At 70.6% G+C, this 25195-nt stretch carries 17 protein-coding genes; 10 read left to right on the forward strand and 7 right to left on the reverse strand.

What is annotated here, in order from left to right; translation table 11 throughout:
* Positions 1-5 precede the first annotated feature (5 nt).
* Positions 6-902 carry an AraC family transcriptional regulator gene (locus tag AC07VX_RS02345; protein ID WP_493163334.1) on the forward strand — a complete coding sequence of 299 codons (897 nt, stop codon included), beginning with the start codon at positions 6-8 and terminating at the stop codon, positions 900-902.
* On the opposite strand, the gene AC07VX_RS02350 is transcribed toward AC07VX_RS02345, so the two are convergent.
* From AC07VX_RS02350 to AC07VX_RS02365, 4 genes are all read right to left on the reverse strand, one after another.
* Positions 899-2032, reverse strand: a complete 1134-nt coding sequence (locus tag AC07VX_RS02350; RefSeq protein ID WP_493163333.1) for an ATP-binding protein — start codon at positions 2030-2032, stop codon at positions 899-901. The two genes, AC07VX_RS02345 and AC07VX_RS02350, sit on opposite strands and share 4 nt — an antisense overlap.
* Entirely contained in the window at positions 2026-2742 is a 717-nt protein-coding gene (locus AC07VX_RS02355; RefSeq protein WP_493163332.1) for a response regulator, read from the reverse strand. The genes AC07VX_RS02350 and AC07VX_RS02355 overlap by 7 nt, the downstream gene beginning before the upstream one ends.
* On the reverse strand, positions 2739-3647 hold the full coding sequence (locus tag AC07VX_RS02360) for a dioxygenase family protein (protein WP_493163331.1): 909 nt from the start codon (positions 3645-3647) through the stop codon (positions 2739-2741). The genes AC07VX_RS02355 and AC07VX_RS02360 overlap by 4 nt, the downstream gene beginning before the upstream one ends.
* 687 nt (positions 3648-4334) lie before the next feature.
* Positions 4335-5582, reverse strand: a complete 1248-nt coding sequence (locus AC07VX_RS02365; RefSeq protein ID WP_493163330.1) for an ANTAR domain-containing response regulator — start codon at positions 5580-5582, stop codon at positions 4335-4337.
* 186 nt (positions 5583-5768) lie between these two features.
* Between AC07VX_RS02365 and AC07VX_RS02370 the strand changes: the two genes are divergently transcribed.
* Together AC07VX_RS02370 and AC07VX_RS02375 are read left to right on the forward strand one after the other, a co-directional pair.
* Positions 5769-7025, forward strand: a complete 1257-nt coding sequence (locus AC07VX_RS02370) for an MFS transporter (protein WP_493163329.1) — start codon at positions 5769-5771, stop codon at positions 7023-7025.
* A 50-nt stretch (positions 7026-7075) separates the two neighbouring features.
* Complete coding sequence (locus AC07VX_RS02375) at positions 7076-7543, forward strand: hypothetical protein (protein ID WP_493163328.1); 468 nt, start codon at positions 7076-7078, stop codon at positions 7541-7543.
* Here the strand turns inward: AC07VX_RS02375 and AC07VX_RS02380 are convergent.
* Positions 7540-9276 carry a bifunctional protein-serine/threonine kinase/phosphatase gene (locus tag AC07VX_RS02380; protein ID WP_493163327.1) on the reverse strand — a complete coding sequence of 579 codons (1737 nt, stop codon included), beginning with the start codon at positions 9274-9276 and terminating at the stop codon, positions 7540-7542. The two genes, AC07VX_RS02375 and AC07VX_RS02380, sit on opposite strands and share 4 nt — an antisense overlap.
* 185 nt (positions 9277-9461) lie before the next feature.
* Here AC07VX_RS02380 and nirB point away from each other — a divergent pair, with 185 nt between their 5' ends.
* The 5 genes from nirB to cobA are packed head-to-tail and all read left to right on the forward strand — an operon-like array spanning position 9462 to position 16594.
* Entirely contained in the window at positions 9462-11912 is a 2451-nt protein-coding gene (gene nirB / locus AC07VX_RS02385) for a nitrite reductase large subunit NirB (RefSeq protein ID WP_493163325.1), read from the forward strand.
* Positions 11912-12685, forward strand: coding sequence for a type IV pili methyl-accepting chemotaxis transducer N-terminal domain-containing protein (locus AC07VX_RS02390; protein WP_493163324.1), 774 nt, complete (start codon positions 11912-11914; stop codon positions 12683-12685). The genes nirB and AC07VX_RS02390 overlap by 1 nt, the downstream gene beginning before the upstream one ends.
* A gap of 5 nt (positions 12686-12690) precedes the next feature.
* Positions 12691-13074 (forward strand): nitrite reductase small subunit NirD, encoded by a 384-nt coding sequence (gene nirD, locus AC07VX_RS02395; RefSeq protein WP_493163323.1) that lies wholly within the window; start codon positions 12691-12693, stop codon positions 13072-13074.
* 29 nt (positions 13075-13103) lie between these two features.
* Complete coding sequence (locus AC07VX_RS02400) at positions 13104-15845, forward strand: nitrate reductase (RefSeq protein WP_493163322.1); 2742 nt, start codon at positions 13104-13106, stop codon at positions 15843-15845.
* Entirely contained in the window at positions 15842-16594 is a 753-nt protein-coding gene (cobA, locus tag AC07VX_RS02405; RefSeq protein WP_493163321.1) for a uroporphyrinogen-III C-methyltransferase, read from the forward strand. The genes AC07VX_RS02400 and cobA overlap by 4 nt, the downstream gene beginning before the upstream one ends.
* 284 nt (positions 16595-16878) lie before the next feature.
* Here cobA and AC07VX_RS02410 read toward each other — a convergent pair whose 3' ends face one another.
* The gene (locus AC07VX_RS02410; RefSeq protein ID WP_493163320.1) at positions 16879-18429 is read right to left on the reverse strand and encodes a methyl-accepting chemotaxis protein; all 1551 of its coding nucleotides are present in this window, start codon (positions 18427-18429) and stop codon (positions 16879-16881) included.
* 127 nt (positions 18430-18556) lie between these two features.
* Between AC07VX_RS02410 and AC07VX_RS02415 the strand changes: the two genes are divergently transcribed.
* Positions 18557-19321, forward strand: coding sequence for a type III pantothenate kinase (locus tag AC07VX_RS02415; RefSeq protein ID WP_493163319.1), 765 nt, complete (start codon positions 18557-18559; stop codon positions 19319-19321).
* Here AC07VX_RS02415 and AC07VX_RS02420 read toward each other — a convergent pair.
* Complete coding sequence (locus tag AC07VX_RS02420) at positions 19302-20369, reverse strand: helix-turn-helix transcriptional regulator (RefSeq protein ID WP_493163318.1); 1068 nt, start codon at positions 20367-20369, stop codon at positions 19302-19304. The two genes, AC07VX_RS02415 and AC07VX_RS02420, sit on opposite strands and share 20 nt — an antisense overlap.
* A gap of 167 nt (positions 20370-20536) precedes the next feature.
* On the opposite strand from AC07VX_RS02420, the gene AC07VX_RS02425 reads away from it, so the two are divergent.
* Positions 20537-25171, forward strand: a complete 4635-nt coding sequence (locus tag AC07VX_RS02425) for a beta strand repeat-containing protein (protein WP_493163317.1) — start codon at positions 20537-20539, stop codon at positions 25169-25171.
* Positions 25172-25195 lie beyond the last annotated feature (24 nt).

Raw genomic sequence — 25195 nt, forward strand, 5'->3', positions numbered from 1 at the left:
CTGCCTTGATCGACCCTCTCGCCGAAGTCGTCGCGCTGCTGCAGCCCGGCGCGCGCTTTTCCAAAGTGGTGGCCGGCGCGGGCGCCTGGCGGGTGAGGCGCGACGACGCCGGCCTGCCCTTCTATGCCGTGGTGCTGGCAGGCGGCTGCCGTCTGGCCGTCGACGGCGAAGACCCGCTCGACCTGCAGGCCGGCGACTTCGTCCTCGTGCCGGCGGCCCTGCCCTTCACCCAGAGCAGCCGCGAGCCGCCGCCACCCGAGGTGCCCAGCACGCTGCCGACCCTGCTGCCCGACGGCAGCTACCGCGTCGGCGCGGCGGACGGCGAGCCCGACGTGCGGCTGCTTGTGGGCCACTGCAGCTTCGGCTCGCCGGACGCGGCCTTGCTGGTGCCGCTGCTGCCCCGGCTGCTGCACGTGCGGGGCGAGCCGCGGCTGACGGCCCTGGTGCAGCTGCTCATCGACGAGACCCGCGCCGAGCGCTCGGCCCGTCAAGAGGTGCTGGCGCGACTGCTGGAGGTGCTGCTGATCGAGGCGCTGCGCTGCGCGCCCCGCCTCGCCGCGTCGCCGGGCCTGGTGCGCGGCCTGGCAGACACGCGTCTGGCAGCCGCACTGCGCGGCGTGCATGCGCAGCCGGCGCGCGCATGGACGGTCGAGTCACTGGCGAAGGAAGCCGCGCTGTCCCGCTCGGCCTTCTTCGAGCGCTTCAGCCGCGCCGTGGGCATGGCGCCCATGGCCTATCTGCTGGCCTGGCGCATGGCGCTGGCGCGGCGGCTGCTGCGCGACGAGCACCTCGGCGTGGCCGCGGTGGCAGAGCGCGTGGGCTACAGCTCCGCCAGCACCTTCAGCGTGGCCTTCGCACGCCACGTCGGGCAGCCGCCGGCGCGGTTCGCCAAGGCCGGCTAGAAGACAACCTCGGCCCGCAGCCCGCCTTCGGGCCGGTTGCTCAGCACCAGCACCGCGCCCTGGCGGCGCACCAGCTGCTGGGCGATGTAGAGGCCCAGCCCGGTGCCGCCCGTCTCGCGGTTGCGCGAGCCCTCCACGCGGCGGAAGGGCTGGCGCACCCGCTCCAGTTCGGCCTCGGGAATGCCGGGGCCGTCGTCCTCCACCACCAGCCGCGTCACGCCGGCCGCGAGATCCACGCCGACGCGCGCGTTGCCGGCGTAGCGCAGCGCGTTGCCGACGAGGTTGTCCACGACGCGGCGCAGGGCCACGGGGTCGGCGTTCACCACGGCCGGCGGGCCTTTGAAGCCGACGTCGGCGCCGGTCTCGGCGAGGTCGTCCACGGCGGACTGGGCCAGGGCCGACAGGTCCACCCGCTGCATCGCCGTGGCCTCGGCCGGGCGGAAGACCTCGATGACGCTTTCCACCAGCCGGTTCATCTCGCGCAGGTCGTCGATGCAGCGCTCGCGCACCTTGGCCTCCACCTCGCCCGTCTCCAGCCGCAGCCGCATGCGCGTGAGCGGCGTGCGCAGGTCGTGCGAGATGGCAGCCATCATCAGGCCACGCTCCTCGAACTGGCCGCTCAGCTCGGCGGCCATGCGGTTGAACACGGCCGCCGCATCGCGCACCTCACGCGTGCCCTCGGCCTCGTTGAGTTCCGGCGCCGGCCGGCCCTGGGCCAGCGCGGGGGTCAGCTGCTGCGCGGCGCTCACCAGCCGGCGTACCGGGCCGGCCAGCCAGCGCGAGCCCCACCAGGCGGCCAGCGCGATGACGAGCAGGCGCACACCGTAGTCGATCAGGCCGGAACGCCAGGGCAGCTCGGGCGGCAACGAGGGGAAGGTGGGCATGCGGCCCGGCATCTGCCCCCCGGGCCCGCGGCGCGGCGGGCCGGCGTCGTCGAAGTCGTCGTGCGGCGGCGGCATCGGGCGGTCGGCCTGGGCGTGCATGGGCGGCCGGCCAAAGTGATCGCCGGGGCCTTGCAGCGTCCTGGCCACCAGGCTCCACGCGGCCAGGTGGCTCAGCGCCAGCGCGGCCCACATCAGCAGGAAGAGGCGCAGCCCCAGCCGATCCCAAGTCTTCCAGAACTTCAGCACGGCGCCACCTCGGCGTCGAAGAGATAGCCCTCGCCGCGCACGGTGCGGATGAGGCTGGGCTCGCGCGCCGTGTCGCCGAGCTTGGCGCGCAGGCGCGACACGGCCAGGTCGATGCTGCGGTCGTTCACCTCCACGCCGGGCGCTCGGGTCAGCTCGATGAGCTGGTCGCGGCTGAGCACGCGGCCCGGCCGCTGCACGAAGGCAGCGAGCAACCGGAACTCCGCGGCCGACAACGCGATGCCCACGTCGTCGGCGTTGATGAGCTGGCGGGTCATGCGGTCGAAGCGCCAGCGGCCGAAGCGCAGCAGGCGGGTGTCGTCGTCCACCGCGCCGGCCTGGCCCTTTGTGGCGCGCCGTACCAGGGCCTGCAGGCGCGCCACCAGCTCGCGGGGCTCGAAGGGCTTGGCGAGGTAGTCGTCCGCACCCAGCTCCAGCCCGACGACGCGGCTCATGGTGTCGCCACGGGCGGTGAGCATCAGCACCGGCGGCGCATCGGGTTGGGTCTGCAGCCAGCGCAGCAGCGCCAGACCGTCTTCGCCGGGCAGCATCAGGTCGAGCACGATGACATCCGCCTTCTGCGCGGCCAGAAGCCGCCGCATTGCCCCGCCGTCCGCGGCCGCGCTGACCTGCCAGCCGAAGCCCTGCAGATAGGTCGTCAGGCTGGTGCGGATTTCGGCATCGTCGTCGACGACGAGGCAATGTCCATTCATACGGCGATGCCTACTTTCAAACGGGCCACATAGCCGGCGCTGACCGAGCCGGTCACGGTGGCGATCTGGGTGCTGTACCCATCGCTGAAGATGCCGTCGGTGCTCAGGCTGATGGCATTGTTGTTGGCGGCGCTGTTGCCATAGCCGCTGGTGGCGTAGACGGCAGTGTTCGAGTCCGACGGGAAGCACAGCTGCGAGGTGCGCAGCTTGTTGTTCCAGTTGGTGGCTGTCGTCGTGCTGCGGTAGACCTCGAAATGGATGTGCGGCACCCGCCCCGAGTAGCAGCCGGGGTAGATGGTCTGGAAGGTGGCGGTGCCATCGCTGGCGGTGGCCTGCACACCGCGCAGGTAGTTCTCGCCGGTCACGCCGCTGGAGTACATGGAGTAGCGGCCCAGCGCGTCGCAATGCCAGAGGTAGATGGCATAGCCCGACAGGTCGGCGCAGGACGCATTGGTGTTCACAAGCTCGATGATGACCTGAAGCGGCACGCCCGTGGCCACGCCCGAGGCGGTGCCAATGCTGGTGCGGATGTCGCTGCGCACGACGCCCGACAGGGCCAGCACGTTGGCGACGCTGCCGTTGGCGGTGTTGGAGCCGTCGCCCGGATAGGGGCCCTCGGTCTCGGCGGGGATGACGGAGCAGCTGCTGGTGGTCGTGGAGCCGCTGCCGGAGGAGCCGGACGAGCCCGACGACCCCGAAGAGGAGGACGAAGACGCATCGCTCGCGCTGCCGCCCCCGCCACAGCCCGCCAGCGCCAGCGCGCCGGCACCGCTCAGCGATGCAGCGCCCGCGCCCAGCAGCCAGCGCAGCGCCACGCGGCGCTCGAATGACTGCCGGTGCAGGCGGGCGAGGTCATGGGCCAGGCCCTGGTCATGGTCGTGCGGGGCGTCGTGGTCGTGGTGCATAGCATCGGTCCTGGAGAGATCGGAGACGGCATTGCACCGCCGCGATGTATCGGGCCGATCGGCAGATTGTGTCGAGGTGGACATGGAGCATGGAGGGGATGCTTTTGCAGGGCATGTGCCGGCTCGCTGCATTGCCGGGAGTCCCGCCCGACGGCGGGGTAACTTTCTTCTGCGGGGCCAGAAGAAAGTCACCAAAGAAGAGGCCCTGAACCGCAAACGACCGCGACGCCGCCCGGAGCGGCGCGCGAAAACATCGGTCGCATGGCACCCCGATGCGAACCGCTGCGCTCTCGCGTCTGACTTGTGACGAACGCGCCTCATCGAACCCGGTGCCCGTCCGACGCGCGGCTGCACGCCGTGCTCACCAAAACAGCCCAATTCAGCGTCGCTCGGGCGACCCGGTATCCGCATTTCCTGATGAACCCGGCGTGCAGCCGGCGTTAACCGGCGTGAGGGAGCAATGCATGGTGCTCTTCACAAGTGGGAGGCGAGAGCGCAGCGGCTCGCGTCTGCGCGGTGTGCGAAGCGTGTTTTTCCCCCTGCCCTCGGCCCGTGGTGCTCTCGTGCGGTTCAGCGCCTCTCTTTGGTGACTTTTCTCTGGCAAGACAGAGAAAAGTTACCCGCCCACCGGGGCGGACTCCGGCAGCTCGGCACTGAGTCGAAAGGACAAGCGCTGAGGCCTCCAATTCACCCCAGAATCAACTGCAACGACCCCTGCAACGCCTGGATCAACGCCTCCAGCGCCTGCAGCAGCCGCTCGCTGCCCTGGTGCATGCGCTGCACAGCGTCGCCCTGCTCCACGCGCAGCCCGCGCAGCAACAGCAGCCAGGCCTCGTCCACGTCCTTGAACGCCGGCTGCAGGGCAGGCCCGGCCAGCGGCGCGGCGCGCACCTCGTCGTAGGCCTTGATGAACTCGTCCAGGCCCGCGGCGAGGCCGCTGGTGTCGTGCCCCGGCAGCACCTGGGCCAGCAGGCCTTCCTTGGCCAGCCGCTGGCTCAGCAGCCGCAGCCGCGTCACCTGGGCCAGCAGGCCGACCGGGCGCTGGCCGGCGCGCTCGGACAGGCGAGCCACCAGGGTCTCGCTGCTTTCCAGCAACTGCTGGGCAGCGCGGTCGCTGCGGGCCAGGTCGGGCTGGCGGCTGGCGAGCGCGGCGTCCAGCTGAGCCCAGGCGGCAGACACCGCGGCCAGTTCCTCCGCTAGGTCCTGGCGCAGCAGCTCGCTCAACCGTGCCAGGTTCGCCGCCACGCGCTCGGCCGAGGCATCCAGCAGGGCCTGCGCCTCGCGCCGCTCGGGGGGGGCCAGCTTGGGCCACTGGCGCAGGGCCTGCAGCTTGACGAGGCGCTGGCTCAGCATGCGCTGGGCGCCGGCGCGCTCCAGCGCCTCTGCGAGTTCCGACGTGTGCACCACGCCGCGGGCCACCTCGGGCAGCTTGGCCTGTGTCTGCATGGCCGTGTTGCGCAGCAGCGCGAAGGCGGCGGCCTCGTCGATGCCGCGTGCCTGCATCAGCAGCCCCTTGGCACGCTCGGTCCACTTGCGCTCGTCGAGCCTGGCCTGGGCTGCCAGCTCGCGCGCCTGCTGCTGGGCGGCCAGGTCGCGGGCCCACAGCAGGGCCTCGGCGAGCACGCCGGCATCGACATCCGACGGCAGCCATTGCACGGCGCCGCGAGTGATCACGGCCTGGCGTTCGGGGCCCAGTGGAGGCGGAGACAGCAGCACCACGGGCAGGCCGAAGGCCCGATCCGAGTGCAGCAGCTGCGCCAAGGCGGTGCGGTCCGGGCACCACAGCAGGCCCAGGGCGGGGTCATCGGGCGGGGCGCCAAGCTCCGAAACGGTGCGCACAAACCATCCCAAGGCCTGCAAGGCCAGGGCCTGAGGAGGCGCCTCGGGGCTGCAGATCACCAGGGGCGGCAGGGAGGCGGGGACGATGTCGGTCATGGGTCGGGTGTTCACGCCCCAAAACGGCGCAAGAAACAGGCCAGCGGGCCGGGCATGGGCTTTGCAAGTATCCGAGCGTGGCGCTCGCAATGGTGCGGGCACCCTCCCGCTGCTTGCGTCCGAGCCGCCCTGGCCGAGACCGGTGGGTGGCCACGGGCGCTTGCGGCCAGCCAGATAGAGCCCGAGATGTCCGCATTCCAGAACTTCAAACGCGCCGGCCACAGCCCCACGCTGTTCGCCGCCTTTCTGTATTTCGCGTTCTCCTGCTGCATCTGGGTGCTCAACGGCGCGCTGGCCCCCTTCATCAGCGAGGCCTACAACCTGACGCCCGCCCAGAAGGGCCTGATGCTCTCCATCCCCATCATGGCCGGCGCGCTGATGCGCTTCCCGCTGGGCCTGCTGTCGCAGTACATCGGCCGCAAGAACGCGACGCTGGTGGAGATGGGCATGATCGCCGTGGCCATGCTCTACGGCTACTTCATGGTGAAGAGCTACGACGACCTGCTGGCCATGGGCGTGCTGCTGGGCATCGCCGGCGCCAGCTTCGGCGTGGCGCTGAGCCTGGGCTCGGGCTGGTTCCCGCCGCAGTACAAGGGCCTGGCCATGGGCCTGGTGGGCGCGGGCAACGTGGGCACGGCAGTGTCGGTGCTGGTGGCGCCGCCGCTGGCCCAGGCCTACGGCTGGCAGACGGTCTATGCCTTCGCGGCCTGCGCGATCCTGCTGCCGATGCTGGTCATGATCGTCTTCGCCAAGGAGCCACCCGACGTCGACGCCCACGCCTCGCTGCGCGAGCACGTCGCCTGCCTGTTCGAGAAGGACGGCTGGGCCTTCAGCCTGATCTACGGCGTGACGTTTGGCGGCTTCATCGGCCTGACGACCTTCCTGCCCACCTACTACTACGACCAGTTCGGCGTCTCCAAGGTGCAGGCCGGCCAGCTGACGATGCTGGCGGCCTTCATGGGCGCGGCGGTGCGCGTCGTGGGCGGCTGGCTGTCAGACCGCTGGGGCGGCGTCAACATGCTGACCCTGGTGCTCGTCGTCGTCGCCATCACGCTGGCGCTGATCGGCATGAGCAGCGGCTCGCTGGTGCTGACGACGCTGCTGCTCATCGTCTGCTTCGCCGCGCTCGGCGCCGGCAATGGCGCCCTGTTCCAGTTGGTGCCGCTGCGCTGGCCTGCGGCCACGGCCGTGGCCGGTTCGATGATCGGCGAGATCGGCGCCCTGGGCGGCGGCCTGGTGCCCAACCTGATGGGACTGTCCAAGCAGCACGCCGGCACCTATCTGTGGGGCTTCGTCGTGTTCGCCGTGCTGGCCGTGCTGATGCTCTTCGTCATGCGCGTCATGCAGATCCGCTGGACCCGCACCTGGGCCGAGAAGGGCGGCCGCGCCCGGCGCGCGGTGGCCAGCGAGGCGGCCGAGCCGGTGCACTACCAGCGCGTCTGACCCTCGGGCAAGGGACACGCGGCAACGCCGGGCTCGGCACACTGCGAGACATGAACAAGTCCTTCCTCGCCCTCGCCCTGCTGACCCTGGCGGCGTCCGCCCAGGCCGGCGTCAGCTGCAAGATCGCCGGCGCCGACATCCGCGTGTCGGACAGCCTGGCCGACTTCAACTACTCGCCCAGCGGCAAGCCGGGCGCCACCGGCAAGCTGTCGCGCTTCCGGCTGATGACGCTGGACGGCGGTGAGGCACCGACCAGCAGCGTGGAGCTGAAGGGGGTCGACATCATGACGTCCGGCGACTACGCGCTGTCGGTGGAATCGCTGTGGCGCTCGGTCATCCGCGTGCAGGGCAAGAGCCAGCGCGTCACGGGCGGCAAGTTCCACTTCACGCGCTTCGAGATGAAGGACTCGACGGGACGCGCCACCGGCACGGTCGAGTTCACGACCGACCAGGTGAGCGGTTCCTGCAGCTTCGACGTCGAGGTCAAGGGCATCAACCGCGACCGGCTGGGGCTCTAGCGCGGCAGGAAGGCCAGCCAGGCGATCAGCAGCAGGTTGAGCAGCACGGACAGGCCCAGCCCGATCTGCCACACGCTCACCACCTCGCGGACCGCCTTGGGCGGCCGGGCTGACGCCGGCTGATCGCGGGCAGCCAGACGCTCCAACGCGAGCAGGAACTCGTCGGCCGTCTCGAAGCGGGCCTTGGCCTCGCGGGCCACGGCCCGCATGACGAGGCGGTCCAGCGGCATCGGCACGCTGGGCTGAAGGCGGCTGACGCTGGCGGGCTCGCGCTTGTAGCGCGCCAGTTGGTAGGGCTCGATCTCGCCGTAGGGCAGCTTGCCCGTCAGCGCCTGGTAGAGCGTGACGCCGAGCGCGAACAGGTCGGAGCCGGCGTCGGCCGGGGCCGGCGGGTCCTGCCATTGCTCGGGGTTGATGTAGCTGGGCGTGCCGGCATGCAGCTCGTGGGAAGCCGCCGGCGCACGCGGGCTCAGCGCTACGCCCAGGTCCAGCACCCGCCACTGGCCGTCGTCGCCGAGATGCAGGTTGGCCGGCTTGATGTCGCGGTGCACGACGCCGGCCGCGTGCAGCAGGCTCAGCGAGCGCGCCACGGCGCTGCCCAGCGCGAGCGTCTGGGCCACGTCCAGCGGCCCCTTGGCCAGCAGCTGCTCCAGCGTGTGGCCGCCATGCCAGTCGAAGACGGCATAGAAGTGCGTGGCGCCTTCGGCCGGTGCATGCACGCGCACAAAGCCGCTCTCGCCACCCCGCCGGCGGTGCCGCGGCGCCTCGGCCAGCCGCAGGCCCAGCCAGATCTCGTGGGCCAGCATAGCCCGCTCTTCCGGGTCGTCGGCGCGGCCGGGGCGCAGCATCTTCAGCGCTACCAGCCGGCCGGACGACAGTTCGCGCGCCTGCAGCAGGCGGTGCACGCCGTTGTCGGCTACCAGCGCCGTGACCTGGTAGCCATCCAGCGTGGCGCCCACGCCCAGCGGTCCGGGGCTGGGCAGCGTGCGGCCCAGCGCGGCGAGGTCGGCCAGGCCGGGGTCGGCAAGGTCCTTGATGTCCAGCACCAGGGCCGTCGCGTTGTCGTGGCTGCCGGCGGCGAGGGCCGCCGCAGTGAGCGCATCGGCCGCGGCCTGGGCGCCGGGGGTGTCGCGCAGCAGATCGGCGATCTGGCGGCCCCGCAGCGCCCCGTGCACGCCATCGCTGGTCAGCAGCAGGCGGTCGCCCACCTTCAGCTCGCCGGCGCTGTGGTCCAGGCGCAGCGCGTCGTCCAGGCCCAGCGCACGGGTCAGGCCGGCGAAGTCGCGGCGCTCCATGCGGTGGTCCTGGGTCAGCAGCAGACATTGGCCGTCACGCAGCAGCCAGGCACGGCTGTCGCCCACATGGGCCAGGGCATAGCGGCGGCCACGCAGGGCCAGCGCAGTCAGCGTCGTCAGCGCCTCGCGCGGCTGGCCGTCAGGCCCTGGGCGACGGTTGTGGGCGGCCAGCCAGGCGTTCTGGTGACCCAGCAGTCGGTCCAGCACGACGCTGGTGTCCCAGTCGGCGGGCACTGCATGAAAGTCACGCAGCAGGCTCATCACCGAGGTTTGCGCGGCCATCAATCCTTCGCCTCCACCGCTCACACCGTCCGCCAACGCTGCCACCCAGCCTCGCTCGGCCTCGTGCGCGGCCGGCGCCTGCACGCCGGCGAAGTCTTCATTGCGCGGACGCTTGCCTTGCAGGCTGGACAGGCCGGTGTCGAGTTCGAAGCGCATGCGCGTGAGTGGATCACCAAGCGGGTGCCTGCCCGTTCTTGGTGCGATTTTGGGATGAGTGCACCCGCACCGGGCCATGAATCGCTTCGGCGTGGGGCGCTGCCGGGTGCAGCAGGGTGAAAAGGCCAGCTTCATCGCTGGCACATGCCTTGCAAAGCAATTGGCAGGCCACTCAGGAGTACGGCATGAAGAAGATGAAGCTGGTGATGGTGGGCAACGGCATGGCCGGCGTACGCACGCTGGAGGAGCTGCTGAAGATCACGCCCGACCTCTACGACATCACCGTCTTCGGCGCCGAGCCCCACCCCAACTACAACCGCATCCTGCTGTCGCCGGTGCTGGCCGGCGAGCAGACGATCGACGAGATCATCCTGAACCCGCTCTCCTGGTACGAGGAGAACGGCATCACCCTGCATCTGGGCAAGACGGTCACCGAGATCGATCGCGTGCGCCGCCGCGTCGTGGCGGCCGACGGCACCACCGCCGAATACGACCGCCTGCTGATCGCCACCGGCTCCAACCCCTTCGTGCTGCCGGTGCCGGGCAAGGAGCTGCAAGGCGTCATCGCCTACCGCGACATCGCCGACACCAACGCGATGATCGAAGCCGCCACGCAGTACAAGCATGCCGTCGTCATCGGCGGCGGCCTGCTGGGCCTGGAAGCCGCCAACGGCCTGATGCTGCGCGGCATGCAGGTGACCGTCGTGCACCTCGTCGACACGCTGATGGAGCGCCAGCTCGACACCGTGGCCGGCGACCTGCTGCGCAAGTCGCTCGTCGAGCGCGGCCTGAACTTCATGCTCGGCGCGCAGACCCAGGCACTGCTGGGCAACGAGGCCGGCCGCGTGCGGGCCATCCAACTGAAAGACAAGGACGGGCAGGTCATCGAAGTGCCAGCCGACCTCGTCGTCATGGCCGCCGGCATCCGCCCCAACACCGGCTTGGCCGAGAAGGCCGGCCTGCACTGCAGCCGCGGCATCGTCGTGACCGACACCATGCAGACCGTCACCGACCCGCGCGTCTACTCGGTCGGTGAATGCGCGGCCCACCGCGGCATTGCCTACGGCCTGGTCGCGCCGCTGTTCGAGCAGGGCAAGGTCTGCGCGACGCACCTGGCCCAGTTCGGCATCGGCCGCTACCTGGGTTCCTCGGTCAGCACCAAGCTCAAGGTGACGGGCATCGACCTGTTCTCGGCTGGCAACTTCACCGGCGGCGCGGGCACGGAAGAGATCGTCATGAGCGACCCCTTCGCCGGCGTCTACAAAAAGCTCGTCATCCAGAACGACCAGCTCGTCGGCGCCTGCCTGTATGGCGACACGGTGGACGGTGGTTGGTACTTCAAACTGCTGCGCGAGGGCCGCAAGATCGCCGACATTCGCGACAAGCTGATGTTCGGTGAGGCGGGAGCCAACATCGGCGACGTGGGCCACCAGGGCCAGAGCCGCGCCGCCGCGATGGCCGACACCGACGAAGTCTGCGGCTGCAACGGCGTTTCCAAGGGCGCCATCTGCAAGGCCATCCGCGACAAGGGCCTGTTCACGCTGGACGAGGTGCGCAAGCACACCAAGGCCTCGGCTTCATGCGGTTCATGCACCGGCCTGGTCGAGCAGCTCATCATGTTCACGGCCGGCGGCGACTACTCGGCCACGCCGAAGAAGAAGGCCATCTGCGCCTGCACCGACGCCAGCCACCAGGACACCCGCGACGCCATTCGCCTGGCCCACCTGCTGACCAAGGAAGACGTCTTCCGCGCGCTGGACTGGAAGACCCCCAACGGCTGCGCCACCTGCCGCCCGGCCGTCAACTACTACCTGATCTCGACCTGGCCCAAGGAGGCCGTCGACGATCCGCAGAGCCGCTTCATCAACGAACGCTCCCACGCCAACATCCAGAAGGACGGCCGCTATTCCGTCATTCCGCGCATGTGGGGCGGCGAGACGACCAGCTCCGAGCTGCGCCGCATTGCCGACGCGGTGGACAAGTACCAGATCCCCACTGTCAAGGTCACCGGCGGCCAGCGCATCGACCTGCTCGGCGTCAAGAAGGAAGACCTCGTCAACGTCTGGAAGGACATCGGCATGCCCTCCGGCCATGCCTATGCCAAGGCGCTGCGCACGGTGAAGACCTGCGTCGGGTCAGAGTGGTGCCGCTTCGGCACGCAGGACAGCACGCAGATGGGCAAGGATCTGGAGCGCGCGCTGTGGCGCATGTACGCGCCGCACAAGGTCAAGATCGCCGTGTCGGGCTGCCCGCGCAACTGCGCGGAGGCCGGCATCAAGGACGTGGGCGTCATCGGCGTGGACTCGGGCTGGGAGATCTATGTCGCCGGCAACGGCGGCATCAAGACCGAGGTGGCCGAGTTCTTCTGCAAGCTGAAGACGGCCGAGGAAGTGCTGGAGTACAGCGGCGCCTTCCTGCAGCTCTACCGCCTGGAGGGCTGGTATCTGGAGCGCACGGTGCACTACGTCGCGCGCGTCGGCCTGGATCACGTCAAAAAGAAGATCCTGGAAGACGCCGACAACCGCAAGGCGCTGTGGGCGCAGCTGCAGTTCAGCCTCGATGGCGAGCCCGACCCTTGGTTCGACTTCGGCCCCGCCCATGTCGACCTGCGCCAGTTCGAGAAGGTGGGGGCCTGATGCTGAACCGTCGCGTCCTCCTCCTCGCCGGCCTGGCCACCGGCCCCGCATTCGCCCAGGCCCGCATCAACCAGCTTGGCGAAGCCATCGACAAGGCCGGCGCCCAGCGCATGCTGAGCCAGCGCATGGGCAAGGCCTGGCTGGGACAGTTGCGCCCGGAGCTGGCCCAGCGCGCCCGTGCCGTGCTGCAGGCCAGCGAGGCCCGCTTCGAACGCCAGCTCGGCGAGCTGCTGGCCTTCGCGCCGACGCCCGAGATCGCCGGCAGCTACAAGGCCATGCTGCACCGCTTCGGCGACTACCGTGCCCTGCTGCAGAGCAAGCCCAGCGCCGAGCGGGTCGACGAGCTGCTGCAGGCCTCGGGCGAGATGCTCAGCCTGGCCCAGGTCGCCACCGGCCAGCTGCAGCAGCGCTCCGCCGCGGCGACGGCCATGCTGGTCAACATGTCGGGCCGGCAACGCATGCTGTCGCAACGCCTGGCCCTGTTCTTCATGGCCGGCCAGCAGGGCGCGCGGGCCGAGGTCGTGCAGCGGGAGACCGCCAAGTCCCGCACCGAATTCGAGACCGCCATGCGCGTGCTGGGTGCGGCGCCCGAGGTGACTCCCGCCATCCGCGACAACCTGGAGCTGGCCCGCAACCAATGGGTCTTCCTGCAATCGGCGTTGGCCGGCGAAAGCCAGGGCCCGCAGGCGGCCAACGACGTGTTCGTGGCGAGCGAGAACCTGCTCGCCGTGATGGAAACCGTGACCGGGCAGTTCGCCCGCCAACTGGGATGACGACCATGGACGACTGGACCCGCATCTGCGCCTTGCAGGACATCCCCGTGCTGGGCTCGCGCCGCGTGCAGCGCAGCCGGGGCATCGACGTGGCCCTGTTTCGCAGCGCCGACGACGAGGTATTCGCGCTGCTGGACCGCTGCCCCCACAAAGGCGGCCCGCTGAGCCAGGGCATCGTCTTCGGCAAGAGCGTGGCCTGCCCGCTGCACAACTGGACCATTGGCCTCGCCGACGGCTGCGCCCGTGAGCCCGACGAGGGCTGCACGCCGAGCTTCCGCGTGAAGCTGGACGGCGGCGACGTGTTCCTGCTGCGGAACGAGCTGGACACGCTGGCCCTGGACCTGCCCGCGCCTGTCGCCGGCCCCAAGATTTCAATCGCGGTGGCGTAAAGGCTGACCAATCAGCCTGCTAGAAGAACATGAGCGAGACAAAGTCCACCTGCCCCTACTGCGGCGTCGGCTGCGGCGTCATCATCGAACACGATGAGACGCAGATCACCGGCGTGCGCGGCGACCCGGATCACCCGGCCAACTTCGGGCGGCTGTGCACCAAGGGCACCAACCTGCACCTGACGGCCACGCCGGTCGTCATCCAGCACCAGCGCCTGCGCGAACCGCAAAAGCGCACCGCCCGCGGCGCACAACCCGAGGTCATCGCCTGGGATCAGGCCAACCGCGAGATCGCCGACAAGCTGCTGGCCATCCGTGCCGAACATGGCCCGGAGTCCATCGGCATCTACATCTCCGGCCAGCTGCTGACCGAGGACTATCACGCCTTCAACAAGCTGGCCCGCGCCGTCCTCGGCACGCCGCACATCGACTCCAACTCGCGGCTGTGCATGAGCTCGGCCGTCGTGGGCTACAAGCAGGCCCTGGGTGCCGACGCGCCGCCCTGCAGCTACGAGGACATCGAGCTGGCCGACTGCGTGCTGATCAGCGGCGCCAACCCGGCCTGGGCCCATCCCATCCTGTTCCGCCGCCTCGAAGCGGCGCGCAGCAGCAAGCCGGGCCACAAGCTCATCGTTATCGACCCGCGGCGCACCGAGACCGCCGAGCTCGCCGACCTGCACCTGCAGATCCGCCCCGGCACAGACGTGGCGCTGTGCCACGGCCTGCTGCACGCCGTCATCTGGCAGGGCTGGACGGCAAACAGCTTCATTGCCGCATCCACGGCAGGTTTCGACGCGTTGAAGGAACTCGTGCGCGACTGGTCACCCTCGCGCGCAGCCCAGGTCTGCGGCGTGAAGGAGGCCGAGATCTGGCAGGCCGCCGAGTGGTTCGCGACCTCGCCGTCCGCGCTCAGCCTCTACTGCCAGGGCCTGAACCAGAGCAGCGCCGGCACGGCCAAGAACACCGCGCTCATCAACCTGCACCTGGCGACCGGCCAGATCGGCAAGCCAGGCGCCGGCCCCTTCTCGCTGACCGGCCAGCCCAACGCCATGGGCGGCCGCGAGAGCGGCGGCATGGCCACGCTGCTGCCCGGCCACCGCGACCCGGGCAAGGCCGAGGACTGGGCCGAGATCGCCTCGCTGTGGGGTGTGCCGGGCCTGCCCAACAAGCGCGGCCACACCGCCGTCGAGATGTTCGAGGCCGCCGCCCGCGGCGAGATCAAGGCGCTCTGGATTGCCTGCACCAACCCGGCCCAGTCAATGCCCGACCAGGCCACCGTGCGCCAGGCCCTGGAGCGCTGCGAGCTGGTCATCCTGCAGGAGGCCTTTGCCCACACGGCCTCGGCCCGCTATGCCGACTACCTGCTGCCCGCCGCCACCTGGGGCGAGAAGGAAGGCACGGTCACCAACAGCGAGCGTCGCATCAGCCGCGTGCGTCCGGCCGTGCCTGCAGCGGGCGAGTCCCGTGCCGATTGGCTCATCGTGCGCGACATTGCCGAACTGATCGACGCCAGGCTCGGCCGCGCGCCGCGCATCAAGGCCGACAAGGCCGAAGACCTCTGGCTCGAACACCGCGAAGCCACCCGGGGCCGCGATCTCGACATCACCGGCCTGAACTGGATCACGCTGGACACCGAAGGTCCGCAGCAATGGCCTTTCGTGGACGGGCCGACCCCGCGCCTCTACACCGACGGCCGCTTCGCCACCCCCGACGGCCGCGCCCGCTTCATCACCAAGCCCTACGCGGCCACCGCGGAAACGGCCAGTCCCAAGCGCCCATTTGCGCTAACCACCGGCCGCATGCGCGATCAGTGGCATGGCATGAGCCGCAGCGGCAGCGTGCCTCGTCTGTTCGCCCACGAGGGTCGGCCCGTCGTGCGCGTGAACCCGAACGACGCCGCACGCCGCAAGCTGGCCGAGGGTGAACTCGTCCACGTGCGCTCGCGCCGCGGCGAAGTGGTGCTGCCGCTCAAGCTCGACGAGAACGTACCGCTGGCCGGCGCCGACATCGCCATGCACTGGGGCGACGAGTTCATCGGGGCCCAGCTCGGCATCAATGCCGTCACACAGGGCGCCTTCTGCCCCGACTCCAAGCAGCCCGAGCTGAAGTTCAGCGCCGTCGCCATCGAGCCCGCCGACCTGCCCTGGCGCCTGAGCGCCTGCGCCTGGGTCGCACCCGCCGAAGGCTCACGCCTGCGCGAGCAGCTGCGCGCGCTGATGCCGCGCTTCGGCTATGCCCACTGCCTGCCCGAGCCCGCCAGGGGTGAACAGGTGGGCTGGGCCTTCGAGGCCGCCGGCGCCGAGACACCCGCGCCCGAGCTCGTTGACGAACTGGCGGCCGTGCTGGGCCTGAACCGCCCGGCCGTGCTGCGCTATGCCGACGCCCAGCGCGGCCGGCTGCGCCTGCTCAACCTCGACGGCGACGACCTGCAGGCCGCACCGCTGCAGGCCCTGCTGCGCGTGGGCCGGCATGACGAGGGCGCCTGGCTGGTCGACCTTTGGCGCGAACGCACGGCAGCCAGCACCGTCGGCCGCTGGCTGCTGTCGCCCGGCGCGCCGCCCACCAACACGACGCCTGCCAGCCCGCAGGTCTGCAACTGCTTCGACGTGCGCGAGGACGTCATCCGATTCACGCTGGCCCGCTGCAGCGGCAGCCCCGCCGAACGCCTGGCCCAGCTGCAAGGCGCGAAGAAGTGCGGCACGCAGTGCGGCTCCTGCCTGCCGACGCTGCGCCGCCTGATTGCCACCACGCCCGAGGAGGTTCCCGCATGAACACGACCCACGTTGTCTCCCTGGTCGGCGCCGGCCCCGGCGATCCCGAGCTGCTGACCGTCCGCGCGCTCCGCCGCATCGAGGCCGCCGATGTCGTGCTGGCCGACGACCTCATCGACCCGCGCGTGCTGGCCCTCGTCCAGGGGCGCCTGCTGCGCGTCGGCAAGCGCGGTGGCTGCATCTCGACGGACCAGCACTTCATCCACGCGCTCATGATCAAGGAGGCCCGCGCCGGCCACCGCGTCGTGCGCCTCAAGGGCGGCGACCCCTTCGTCTTCGGCCGCGGCGGCGAGGAGGTCGATGCGCTGCGCGAGGCCGGCCTCGAGGTCGAGGTCGTCAACGGCCTGACCAGCGGCATCGCCGGTCCGGCCGCCGTCGGCATCCCGGTGACGGACCGCCGCGCTTCGCCCGGCGTCATCCTCGTCACCGGCCACCCGGGCGAAGGCCGTGCCGAGCCCGACTGGGCGGCGCTGGCCCGCACCGGCCTGACCCTCGTCATCTACATGGGCGTGGCCCGCGCGGCCGACATCACAGCCCGGCTGCTGGCCGCCGGCCTGCGCGCCGACCTGCCCGCAGCCATCGTCAGCGCCGCCCACACGGCTCAGCAGCGCCACGCGGTGACGACGCTGGCCGGCCTGCCCGACTGCATCGCCCGCGAGGGGCTGAAGAGCCCGGCGCTGCTAGTCGTCGGCGAGGTGGCCGCGCACGCGGCGGCAACGCAAGCCTGGCCCGAGGTTATGGCCGGCTGAACACAAGTGATGGCCGGTTCCGCGCACCTGTCCCCGACCAGGGACAGCGAGGCAGAACAGGACACGCCTTCATCCCCCAGCCGAGGATGGCGCCACGCCGTCGCGGCAAGCACACTGCCGGCCCCGATCACATGGAGGTCTGCATGAAGTTCCCGCCGCCTGCCACAGCCACCGGTGCTGTCCAGGCTCCCGCCCCCCTCGACGCGACCCGCCCCGGGTTCGCAGCCCCGACCGAACCGGCTCTCACGCCGCCGATGCAGCGCGAGGCTTGGCCGCGATGAGTCTCAACTGAGCTTGAAACTGCTGACCAGGCCCGCCAGGCGCACCGCCTGCTCCTTCAGCGACTGAGCCGCCGCGGCGGACTCTTCCACCAGCGCGGCGTTCTGCTGCGTCATCTGATCCAGCTCCGTCACCGTGCCATTGACCTGGGCGATGCCCTGGCTCTGCTCGACGGCGGCGGCGCTGATCTCGCCAATGATGTCGGTGACACGCTGCACCGAGCCGACGATGTCGGTCATCGTCGTGCCGGCATCGTTGACGAGATGGGTGCCGGCCTCGACACGCTCGACGCTGGCGCCGATCAGCGCCTTGATCTCGCGCGCCGCCTCGGCGCTGCGCTGGGCCAGCGAGCGCACTTCGCCGGCCACGACGGCGAAACCGCGGCCCTGTTCGCCGGCGCGCGCCGCCTCCACCGCGGCGTTCAGCGCCAGGATGTTGGTCTGGAAGGCGATGCCATCGATGGTGCCGATGATGTCGGCGATCTTGCGGCTGGCGTTGTTGATCTCGCCCATGGTGCTCACCACGCGCGACACCACCTCGCCGCCGCGCCCCGCCGTCTCGGCAGCGGCGCCGGCGAGCTGCTTGGCCGTCATGGCCGAATCGGCGCTCTGGCTGACGGTGCCGGTCAGCTGGGTCATGGAGCTGGACGCCTGCTGCAGGTTGGAGGCCGTCTGCTCGGTGCGCTGCGACAGGTCCATGTTGCCGCTGGCCACCTCGGTGGACGCAACCTGGATGCTCTCGGCCGACTCACGCACCTGACCGACGATCTCGGACAGCGACTTCTGCATGGCGGCCAGCGCCTGCATCATCTCGGCGGATTCGTCGGTGCCGCGGGCCTCGGGCGCCCGCGACAGGTCGCCATCGGCCATGCGCTCGGCGAAGCGCTTGGCCGCGACCAGCGGACCGATGATGGAGCGCGAGATCTGCACCGCCAACGCACCGCCGATGACGATGCAGACGACGAAGGCCACCAGGAAGCCGACGAATACGTTGCCGACCAGGCTGTCGACCTTGGTGAAGACCTCGTCGCCGCGTTTCTTCAGGTCACCCTCGATGTTGTTCAGCATGGAGAGCGCCGGGTCGTAGGCGGCGTCGGCGGCCTTGATGTCCTCGAAAGCGGCCTGGGCGTCGGGGTAGCTGTCAGCCAGGATCTTGTCGGCCACCGGCTTGACGGCCTTGCGGTAGTCGGCCATCAGGCCGCGGAACTTGACGAGCGCCTCGCGGCCCTTGTCCTCGGTCGTGATGGCGCCGAAGTCGTCCATGGCCTTGTCCAGGGCGACCTGGGCACTGTCCCACTCCTTGCGGGCGCGGGCCATGCCGTCCTTGTTGAAGATGGAGGCCACCAGCGTGGACGTGGCCGCCTTGCTCTGCAGCAGCTGGCTGCGCGCCGACATCGTGATGTTGGACGCCGGGATCAGCTTCTGCGTGATGCCCTGGATGGCTTTCTGCGACACGTTCAGGCCGAAGCCCCCCACCGCCACCAGCAGCGCCGTCATCGCCAGGATGATGCCGAAGGCCAGCCAGAGGCGGGCTTGGATACGCAGACGTCGCAGCATGGAGTTCTCCTGGTGGGGGCGCCGGCAATGGCTCGTCGATTGAAGCAGAAACCCGCACAGGCGGAAATAAATGCGCTGGTAGGCTCGCGCCATCCTTCACGGCTTTGCCCACGCCTCGGTCCCCACCATGAGCTTTCTGGCCATCGACATCGGCAACACCCGGCTCAAGTGGGCCGTCTATGCGGACGACGCCCAGCCCGGCAGCCTCCCGCTGCAGCACGGCGCTGTGTTCCTGGAGAACATCGACCGCCTCGCCGACGAGGACTGGCAAGGCCTGCCCCCCCCGACGCGCATCCTTGGTAGCAACGTGGCCGGCGACGCGGTGCGCCGCCGCGTCGAGGAGCAGATGGAGCACTGGGACCTCAGCCCCCGCTGGGTCGTGCCCGCGGCCGAGTGCGCCGGCGTGAAGAACGGCTACGACCACCCGACGCGCCTGGGCGCCGACCGCTGGGTGGCCATCATCGGCGCCCACGCCCACGCCCGCATGCGCGGCTTCACTGGACCCGTGCTGACCGTCATGGTGGGCACGGCGGTGACCGTGGACGCGCTCTCCAGCGACGGCCAGTTCCTGGGCGGCCTCATCCTGCCCGGCCACGGCATCATGTTGCGCGCGCTCGAAGGCGGCACCGCCGGCCTGCGCGTGCCCACCGGCGAGGTGCGCGACTTTCCCACCAACACCAGCGACGCGCTCACCACCGGCGGCACCTTCGCCATCACCGGCGCCATCGAGCGCATGCACCGCTTGCTGTCCAGGCGCGAAGGCCGCGAGCCCCTGCTGCTGATGACGGGCGGCGCCGGCTGGAAGGTGGCGCCGGCGCTGGATGCGCCGCACGAGCTGGTCGAAGCACTGATCTTCGACGGGCTGCTCGAAATCAACTCGGCGCGGACCTGACCCGTTCCACCAGTTCGCGCGCGGAGCGCACGCCCAGGCGCTGGTAGAGCTTGCGCGTGTGGTCGACGACGGTGCTGGGCGCGATCGCCAGGCGCTGGGCCACCTCCGACTGCGCCAGGCCCTGCAGCAGCAGCCGCGCCACGGCGGTCTGGCCACCTGAGAGCTCGAAGCTGCGCAGCCGGCGCTCGTCGGCCAGCTCACGCGGCTCGAAGCGGCGCAGCTGCACTTGGGTCCAGCAGGGAGCCGCGCCGTCCACGGCGTCCAGCCGGCGGGCACTGAATTCGAAGCGGCCCCAGGGGCTGTCGACCAGTTGCTCGGCCGGCCCCTGGCGGGTGGCCGCGTGCAGGCCGGCCAGCACGTCTTGCGTCGACGTGGCGGGCTGCGGCCCCGGCCCCGGGCCGGCCAGCAGCAGCAGGCGCCGGGCCCCCGAGCTGGCATGGCGCAGCCGGCCGGCATCGTCCAGCAGCAGCACCTCGGCCGCCTCGGGCGCCGGCTGCCACTGTCCGGGGGCACAACGCGGCGCGGCGTCGCGCGACAGGGCCTGGGCCAGGTGCGGCAACAGCGGCAGCAGCCGCGCCTCCTCGGCCGGCGTGAAGCAGGGCTCGCCCGGCGCGCGGTACAGCACCAGCGAACCCAGGGGCTGGCCCGTGCGCGAACGCACGATGAGCTCGACGCGCCAGCGAAAGCCCTGGGGCCGCCAGATCTCGGCGTACAGCGCAGAGTTCAGGAAGCGCGCCGTGTCCAGCTGCGCGGCGCTGTTCAGCACGGCCCCCGAGGCCAGCGCCTGGGCGAAGGACGGCATGGCCTCGGCCTCGCGCCGGTTGTGGAACTCGTCGAAATAGAGCCGGGCAACGGCCTCGTCCACCGGCCCCTCGATGCAGTAGCGCGCCAGCGCACCGTCGCCGTCGCACCAGTCGAAGAGGTTGCGGCTGGAGGGCACCAGGGCGTGCAGTTCACCCAGCAGCGTGGGCATGACGAGCGGCGTGGGCAGGTCCAGCGCGCACAGCTCGCGCAGGCGGCTCAGCTCGCGGGACTTCTTCGGGGCCATGTGCGGGATTCTCCCGAGCTGCTGCCGCCGCCGATTCACCACTGTTGAGGATGCCGAGCAAGATCTGACCCGGCATCGTGCCCCCTCGCCAGGGGGTATCGCCCCCCGGGCGCTTGCCCCGGTAAACGGGGCATGACTCCAATGCCAAGCGAACTCAAGGGGGCTCCATGAAGAACATTCACCCACGCCATCGCGTTGCGCTGGCGGTCGCCACTGCATTGCTGAGCCTCGCAGCACCGCCGGCCGGATCGGCCGTCGTCGTCACGGGGCCCTACTTCACCAACCCGGGCGGGGCGGTTCTTGCCAACGGCGCCAACCTCTTCCTGCCAAGCACAGAGGTCTGGCTGGCTGCCGGCGCCAACGCGTCCTTCAGCGCCAGCGCCGGCAGCCAGGTGGACCTGGGCAGCCTCTACCTGGGCAATGGCGGCACCGGCCTGGCCACGCTGGACGGCGCCGGCACGGTAATGCGGCTGAACAGCGCCGGTCATCTGGCGCGGCTGACGATCGGCGTGACGGCCGCGGGCTCGCTAACCGTCAGCGGCGGCGCATTGCTGGACGGCCGCTACCAGCCGGACAACTGCCTGAGCAGCAACCGCTTCTGCGGCAGCTTCATCGGCGACGCGGCGGGCTCGACCGGCACGCTGACGGTCACCGGTGCGGGCAGCGAGGCCCGGCTGCTGGGCTCCCTGAACCTGGCCAATGGCAATGTCGACATCAACAACCACTACGGCACGCCCGGCGGCGTCACGAGCGGCACGGTCCGCGTCGAAGCGGGGGGCCTGCTGCGCAGCCAGGACGTCCACGCAGGCAGCGGCTGGGTGCCGCCGGGCGCCAACGGCAGCGAGAAGAACTTCGCCACCGCCGTGGTGGATGGTGCCGGCTCGCAATGGCTGGTCGGCAGCAACTCCGTCAACGGCGGCGACGCCGGGGCCGACTTCGCCCAGGGCCCCAAGGCCACGGCCAGCCTGACCGTCGGCAACGGCGGGCGCTTCGAGGTGCAGGGCGAATCTGGCCACAACTATGGCCTCCGCCTGGGCCAGGGCGGCAGCTTCAGCGGCAGTGTCAGCGGCACGAACTCGGTGCTGTGGATGAGCGGCGACACCAACCAGGGCTATTTCCACATGGCCGAGAACGGCGGCACGGCGCTTCTCGACGTCACCAACGGCGGCAAGATCGGCGGCGCGCGCTGGGTGCAGGTGGGCTTGAACGGCGGTACCGCGACGCTCACCGTCGCTGGCGGCTCGGCGGACTTCTCCCATGCCGACGTGAGCGTGGGGAACTCGGCCACAGGCAACCTCAACGTCAGCGGCGCAGGGCAGTTCGCCGCGCGACAACTCGCCGTCGGCACCGGCATCAACCGCGGCACGGGCACCGTGTCCCTGCAAGGCGTCGGCTCCGTCATCAGCCTGGGCGGCGTGGATACCCACCGGCTGGCCGTCGGCAGCTCCGGCAACGGCACGCTGACGATCAGCGGCGGCGCCTTGCTGGACGCCAGCGTCGATGCGGCGGCCTGCGCCGGGCATTGGTGCGGCAGCTTCATCGGCCAGATGGCCGGCGACACGGCGCGCTTCACCGTCACCGGCGCCGGCAGCGAGGCGCGCTTCCTGGGCGACCTCAATATCGGCGAAGTCTTTGTCGGGCGCCCGGCCAACGAGGGCTGGACCGGCGGCGAAATCAATGGCGCGACGCATGCCCGCGTCGAGGTGCTGGCCGGAGGCAAGCTGGTCAGCGAGCGCGTCCACACGGGCGGAGCCGTAACGGCCTCGCAAGGCGGCGGCGAACGCAGCTTCGTGGAGCTGCTCATTGACGGCAATGGCTCGAACTGGCTCGTCACCGGCAGCCCAACTCAGGACGCGCAATTCACGCTCAGCGAGAACCCGGTCCGGCTCGTGCAGACGAAGCTGGACATCAGCAACGGCGGCCTGCTGCAGGTTCAAGCGGCGCCCGGGCGGCAAGCCGGCGTCGACCTCGCTTCGGGCGGCAGCAGCGTGACCACCATTCAGGGCCTCGGCTCGCGGCTTGAGGTCAACGGCAGTACCTCGCGCTTCGTCGTCGGCAACACGGTGGGCGGCAACGCAATGCTGAAGGTGCAAGACGGCGGCGCGATGGCCCAGAACGGCAGCAGCTGGAGCTATCTGAACATCGGCGAGACGACGGCGACCGGCCGCGTCGAGATCCTCAGCGGCGGCCAGGTGAGCGGCGCGCGCTCGGTGAACGTCGGCAGCGGCGGCGACGGCAGCCTGCTCATCAGCGGCGGCGGCAGCCTGCTGACGACGGACCGCAACGGCAGCTTCGTCGGCCAGCTCAACGTCGGCCAGCAGGGCCAGGGGCGGCTCGACGTGCTGGCCGGTGGCGCGGCCTCGGCCTTCTCGCTGCAGGTCGGCAACGGCTACGACCACACGAACCGCGGCCAGGTCGTCATCGACGGCGCGGGCAGCAAGGTCGAGATGGACGCGCTGGACTGGCATCGCATGTCCATCAACAGCGGCAGCGTCACCGTCTCCGGCGGAGGGCTGCTGGACGGCACCGTCAACGCCGCCGCCTGCGCCAACGGGCGCTGGTGCGGCGTGTTCATTGCCAACAACGCCGGCGACAGCGGCGCGCTGACCGTCACCGGCGGGGGCAGCACGGCGCGCTTCCTGAGCAACTTCAACCTCGGCCAGGCCTATGTCACGGCGCCCCCCGACACGGCCTGGACCCTGGGCGTGCCCGGCGGCACCAGCCTGGCCCAGGTCAACGTGCTGGCCGGCGGCCGGCTGGAGACGGAACAGGTCTATGTCGCCAGCGGTCCGTCGGGGCCGGCCAGCACCGGCAGCGAGGGTGTCATCGCCCAGGTGCGCATCAAGGGCTCCGGCTCGGTCTGGCAGGTCAGCGGCGCCAATGGCCGCGTGGCCAGCTTCATGAGCGGCATGGGCGCAGCGGCCAACACGCTGACCGACATCCAGATCGCAGACGGTGGCCAGATGCTGCTCGCCGCCGACGCCAGCACGGCGGCCTACATCCAGCTCGGCTTCAACGGCGGCGTCAACCGCATGAGCATCACCGGCGCCGGCTCCAAGCTCGTCTACGGCACGACCAGCAACGCCGGCTTGTGGATAGGCCGCAATGGCGCTACGTCCAGCCTCGCGGTGAGCGGCGGCGGCGCCATCGAAGGCATCAACCGTCTGCAGGTGGGCAACACCGCCGCGACCGGCACGCTGAGCGTGGACGGCAGCGGCAGCCACATCAGCTATGGCGGCGCCTTCGCCGACCTCTACGTCGGCCGCCAGGGTGGCAACGGCACGGCCGCCATCACGCGCGGCGCCATCGTCACCATGGAGGCCTGGCTGCCCCGCCTGTACGTGGCCTCGGGGGATGCCGTCGCCGGCACCGTCGGTGCGCTGCGCATCGACGGCGCAGGCAGCCTGCTGAGCCTCGTCAGCCCGCAGAGCGCGGCCGGCGCCTTCGACCTGCCTCAGGCCAACATCGGCTGGGGCGGCTCGGGCACGGTGGACGTCACGAATGGCGGCCAGCTGCTGCTGAACGGCCGTGGCACGTCGACGCCGGCGCAGATCGCGCAGACCCGCATGACCATCGGCCAGAGCATCAGCGGCCTGAACGGTACCGGCACGCTGAACGTCAGCGGCGCGGGCAGCAAGGTCAGCGTGACGGGCGCCGATCCGGTCATCTACGTCGGCCGCGTCTCGGGTGGCACGGGCGCACTGAACCTGAGCGCCGGCGCGGCGCTGGAGGCGACGCTGCTGGACGTGGGCGTGGGCGGCGGCGTGGGGGCGCTGCAGGCGAACGCGTCCAGCATCACGCTGGGTGGCCAGCACAGCGGCAGCACCATCGGCGCGACGCTGGGAATAGGCCTGGGCACGGGGTCGCTGGGCAGCGTGCGCCTGGCGAACGGCTCCGGACTGACCATCAACAACGCCGGCGACCAGGGCTCGCTGCTGCTCATCGGCGGCTCCAACAATGCGCCCGGCGGCAACGGCAGCTTGGTGGTGCGCGCATCGACCGTGCAGATCAGCGGCCAGCCCCATGTCACGGGCGCCGTGGTGGGCTACAACGGCAACGGGCAGGCCAGCTTCGAGAACGCCAGCGTGCTGGACGTGGGAGCCACGGGGGGTGTCGTGGTGGGCTGGCAACCAGGGTCGACGGGTCTGCTGAGCCTCAACGGCGGCTCCTCTCTGACCGGCGGCTACGTCGGCGTGAGCGCCTCGCGCGACGGCGACGGCGGCGTCGCGACGCTGATCGTCAACGACACCAGCACCGTCACGGCCAACACCATCGAGATCGGCACCAAGGGCTACGTGGGCGGCACTGGCACGCTGATCGGCAGCATCATCAACCGCGGCATCTTCAGCCCCGGCAACTCACCCGGCACGCTGCACGTGCAGGGCAGCTTCGACAACCAGGCCGGCGGCAGGCTGGTCCTGGAAGTCGAGTCCGACGGGCATGGCGGCTTCGTCACCGACCAGCTGGTCTTCAATGCCGGCAGCGCGGTCAACCTGGGGGCGGTGCAGATCGAGTTCCGCTTCCTCGGCGCGACCGACCCGAATGCCTTCCAGGCGAGTGGGGGGTTCCAGATCGGCAGCTTCCTGAGGCAGGGCACCGATGGGCTGGACCATGCGCTGCTGGGCGGGGCCAGCTATTCGGCGAGCAGCGGGGCTTACCAGTTCACGTCGTTCAGTTTCTCGGCGGATGGCGGTGCGGTGTTCCAGGCGCAGGCGGTGCCCGAGCCGGCGACATGGGCGCTGTGGGGCCTCGGCCTGGCGTTCACCGCGTGGCTGAAGCGTCGCGCGTCTCGCAAAACCTGAGGCAACGGGGAGCGAACTGCCCAT

This window comes from Roseateles sp. GW821-FHT03B02 (assembly GCF_059421025.1).

What these genes read in the sequence shown, in the direction of transcription:
- AC07VX_RS02355 (WP_493163332.1), bottom strand. Translation starts at nt 2,742, where the DNA reads ATGAATGGACATTGCCTCGTCGTCGACGACGATGCCGAAATCCGCACC.
- AC07VX_RS02360 (WP_493163331.1), bottom strand. Translation starts at nt 3,647, where the DNA reads ATGCACCACGACCACGACGCCCCGCACGACCATGACCAGGGCCTGGCC.
- AC07VX_RS02365 (WP_493163330.1), bottom strand. Translation starts at nt 5,582, where the DNA reads ATGACCGACATCGTCCCCGCCTCCCTGCCGCCCCTGGTGATCTGCAGC.
- AC07VX_RS02370 (WP_493163329.1), top strand. Translation starts at nt 5,769, where the DNA reads ATGTCCGCATTCCAGAACTTCAAACGCGCCGGCCACAGCCCCACGCTG.
- AC07VX_RS02375 (WP_493163328.1), top strand. Translation starts at nt 7,076, where the DNA reads ATGAACAAGTCCTTCCTCGCCCTCGCCCTGCTGACCCTGGCGGCGTCC.
- AC07VX_RS02380 (WP_493163327.1), bottom strand. Translation starts at nt 9,276, where the DNA reads ATGCGCTTCGAACTCGACACCGGCCTGTCCAGCCTGCAAGGCAAGCGT.
- nirB (WP_493163325.1), top strand. Translation starts at nt 9,462, where the DNA reads ATGAAGAAGATGAAGCTGGTGATGGTGGGCAACGGCATGGCCGGCGTA.
- AC07VX_RS02390 (WP_493163324.1), top strand. Translation starts at nt 11,912, where the DNA reads ATGCTGAACCGTCGCGTCCTCCTCCTCGCCGGCCTGGCCACCGGCCCC.
- nirD (WP_493163323.1), top strand. Translation starts at nt 12,691, where the DNA reads ATGGACGACTGGACCCGCATCTGCGCCTTGCAGGACATCCCCGTGCTG.
- AC07VX_RS02400 (WP_493163322.1), top strand. Translation starts at nt 13,104, where the DNA reads ATGAGCGAGACAAAGTCCACCTGCCCCTACTGCGGCGTCGGCTGCGGC.
- cobA (WP_493163321.1), top strand. Translation starts at nt 15,842, where the DNA reads ATGAACACGACCCACGTTGTCTCCCTGGTCGGCGCCGGCCCCGGCGAT.
- AC07VX_RS02410 (WP_493163320.1), bottom strand. Translation starts at nt 18,429, where the DNA reads ATGCTGCGACGTCTGCGTATCCAAGCCCGCCTCTGGCTGGCCTTCGGC.
- AC07VX_RS02415 (WP_493163319.1), top strand. Translation starts at nt 18,557, where the DNA reads ATGAGCTTTCTGGCCATCGACATCGGCAACACCCGGCTCAAGTGGGCC.
- AC07VX_RS02420 (WP_493163318.1), bottom strand. Translation starts at nt 20,369, where the DNA reads ATGGCCCCGAAGAAGTCCCGCGAGCTGAGCCGCCTGCGCGAGCTGTGC.
- AC07VX_RS02425 (WP_493163317.1), top strand. Translation starts at nt 20,537, where the DNA reads ATGAAGAACATTCACCCACGCCATCGCGTTGCGCTGGCGGTCGCCACT.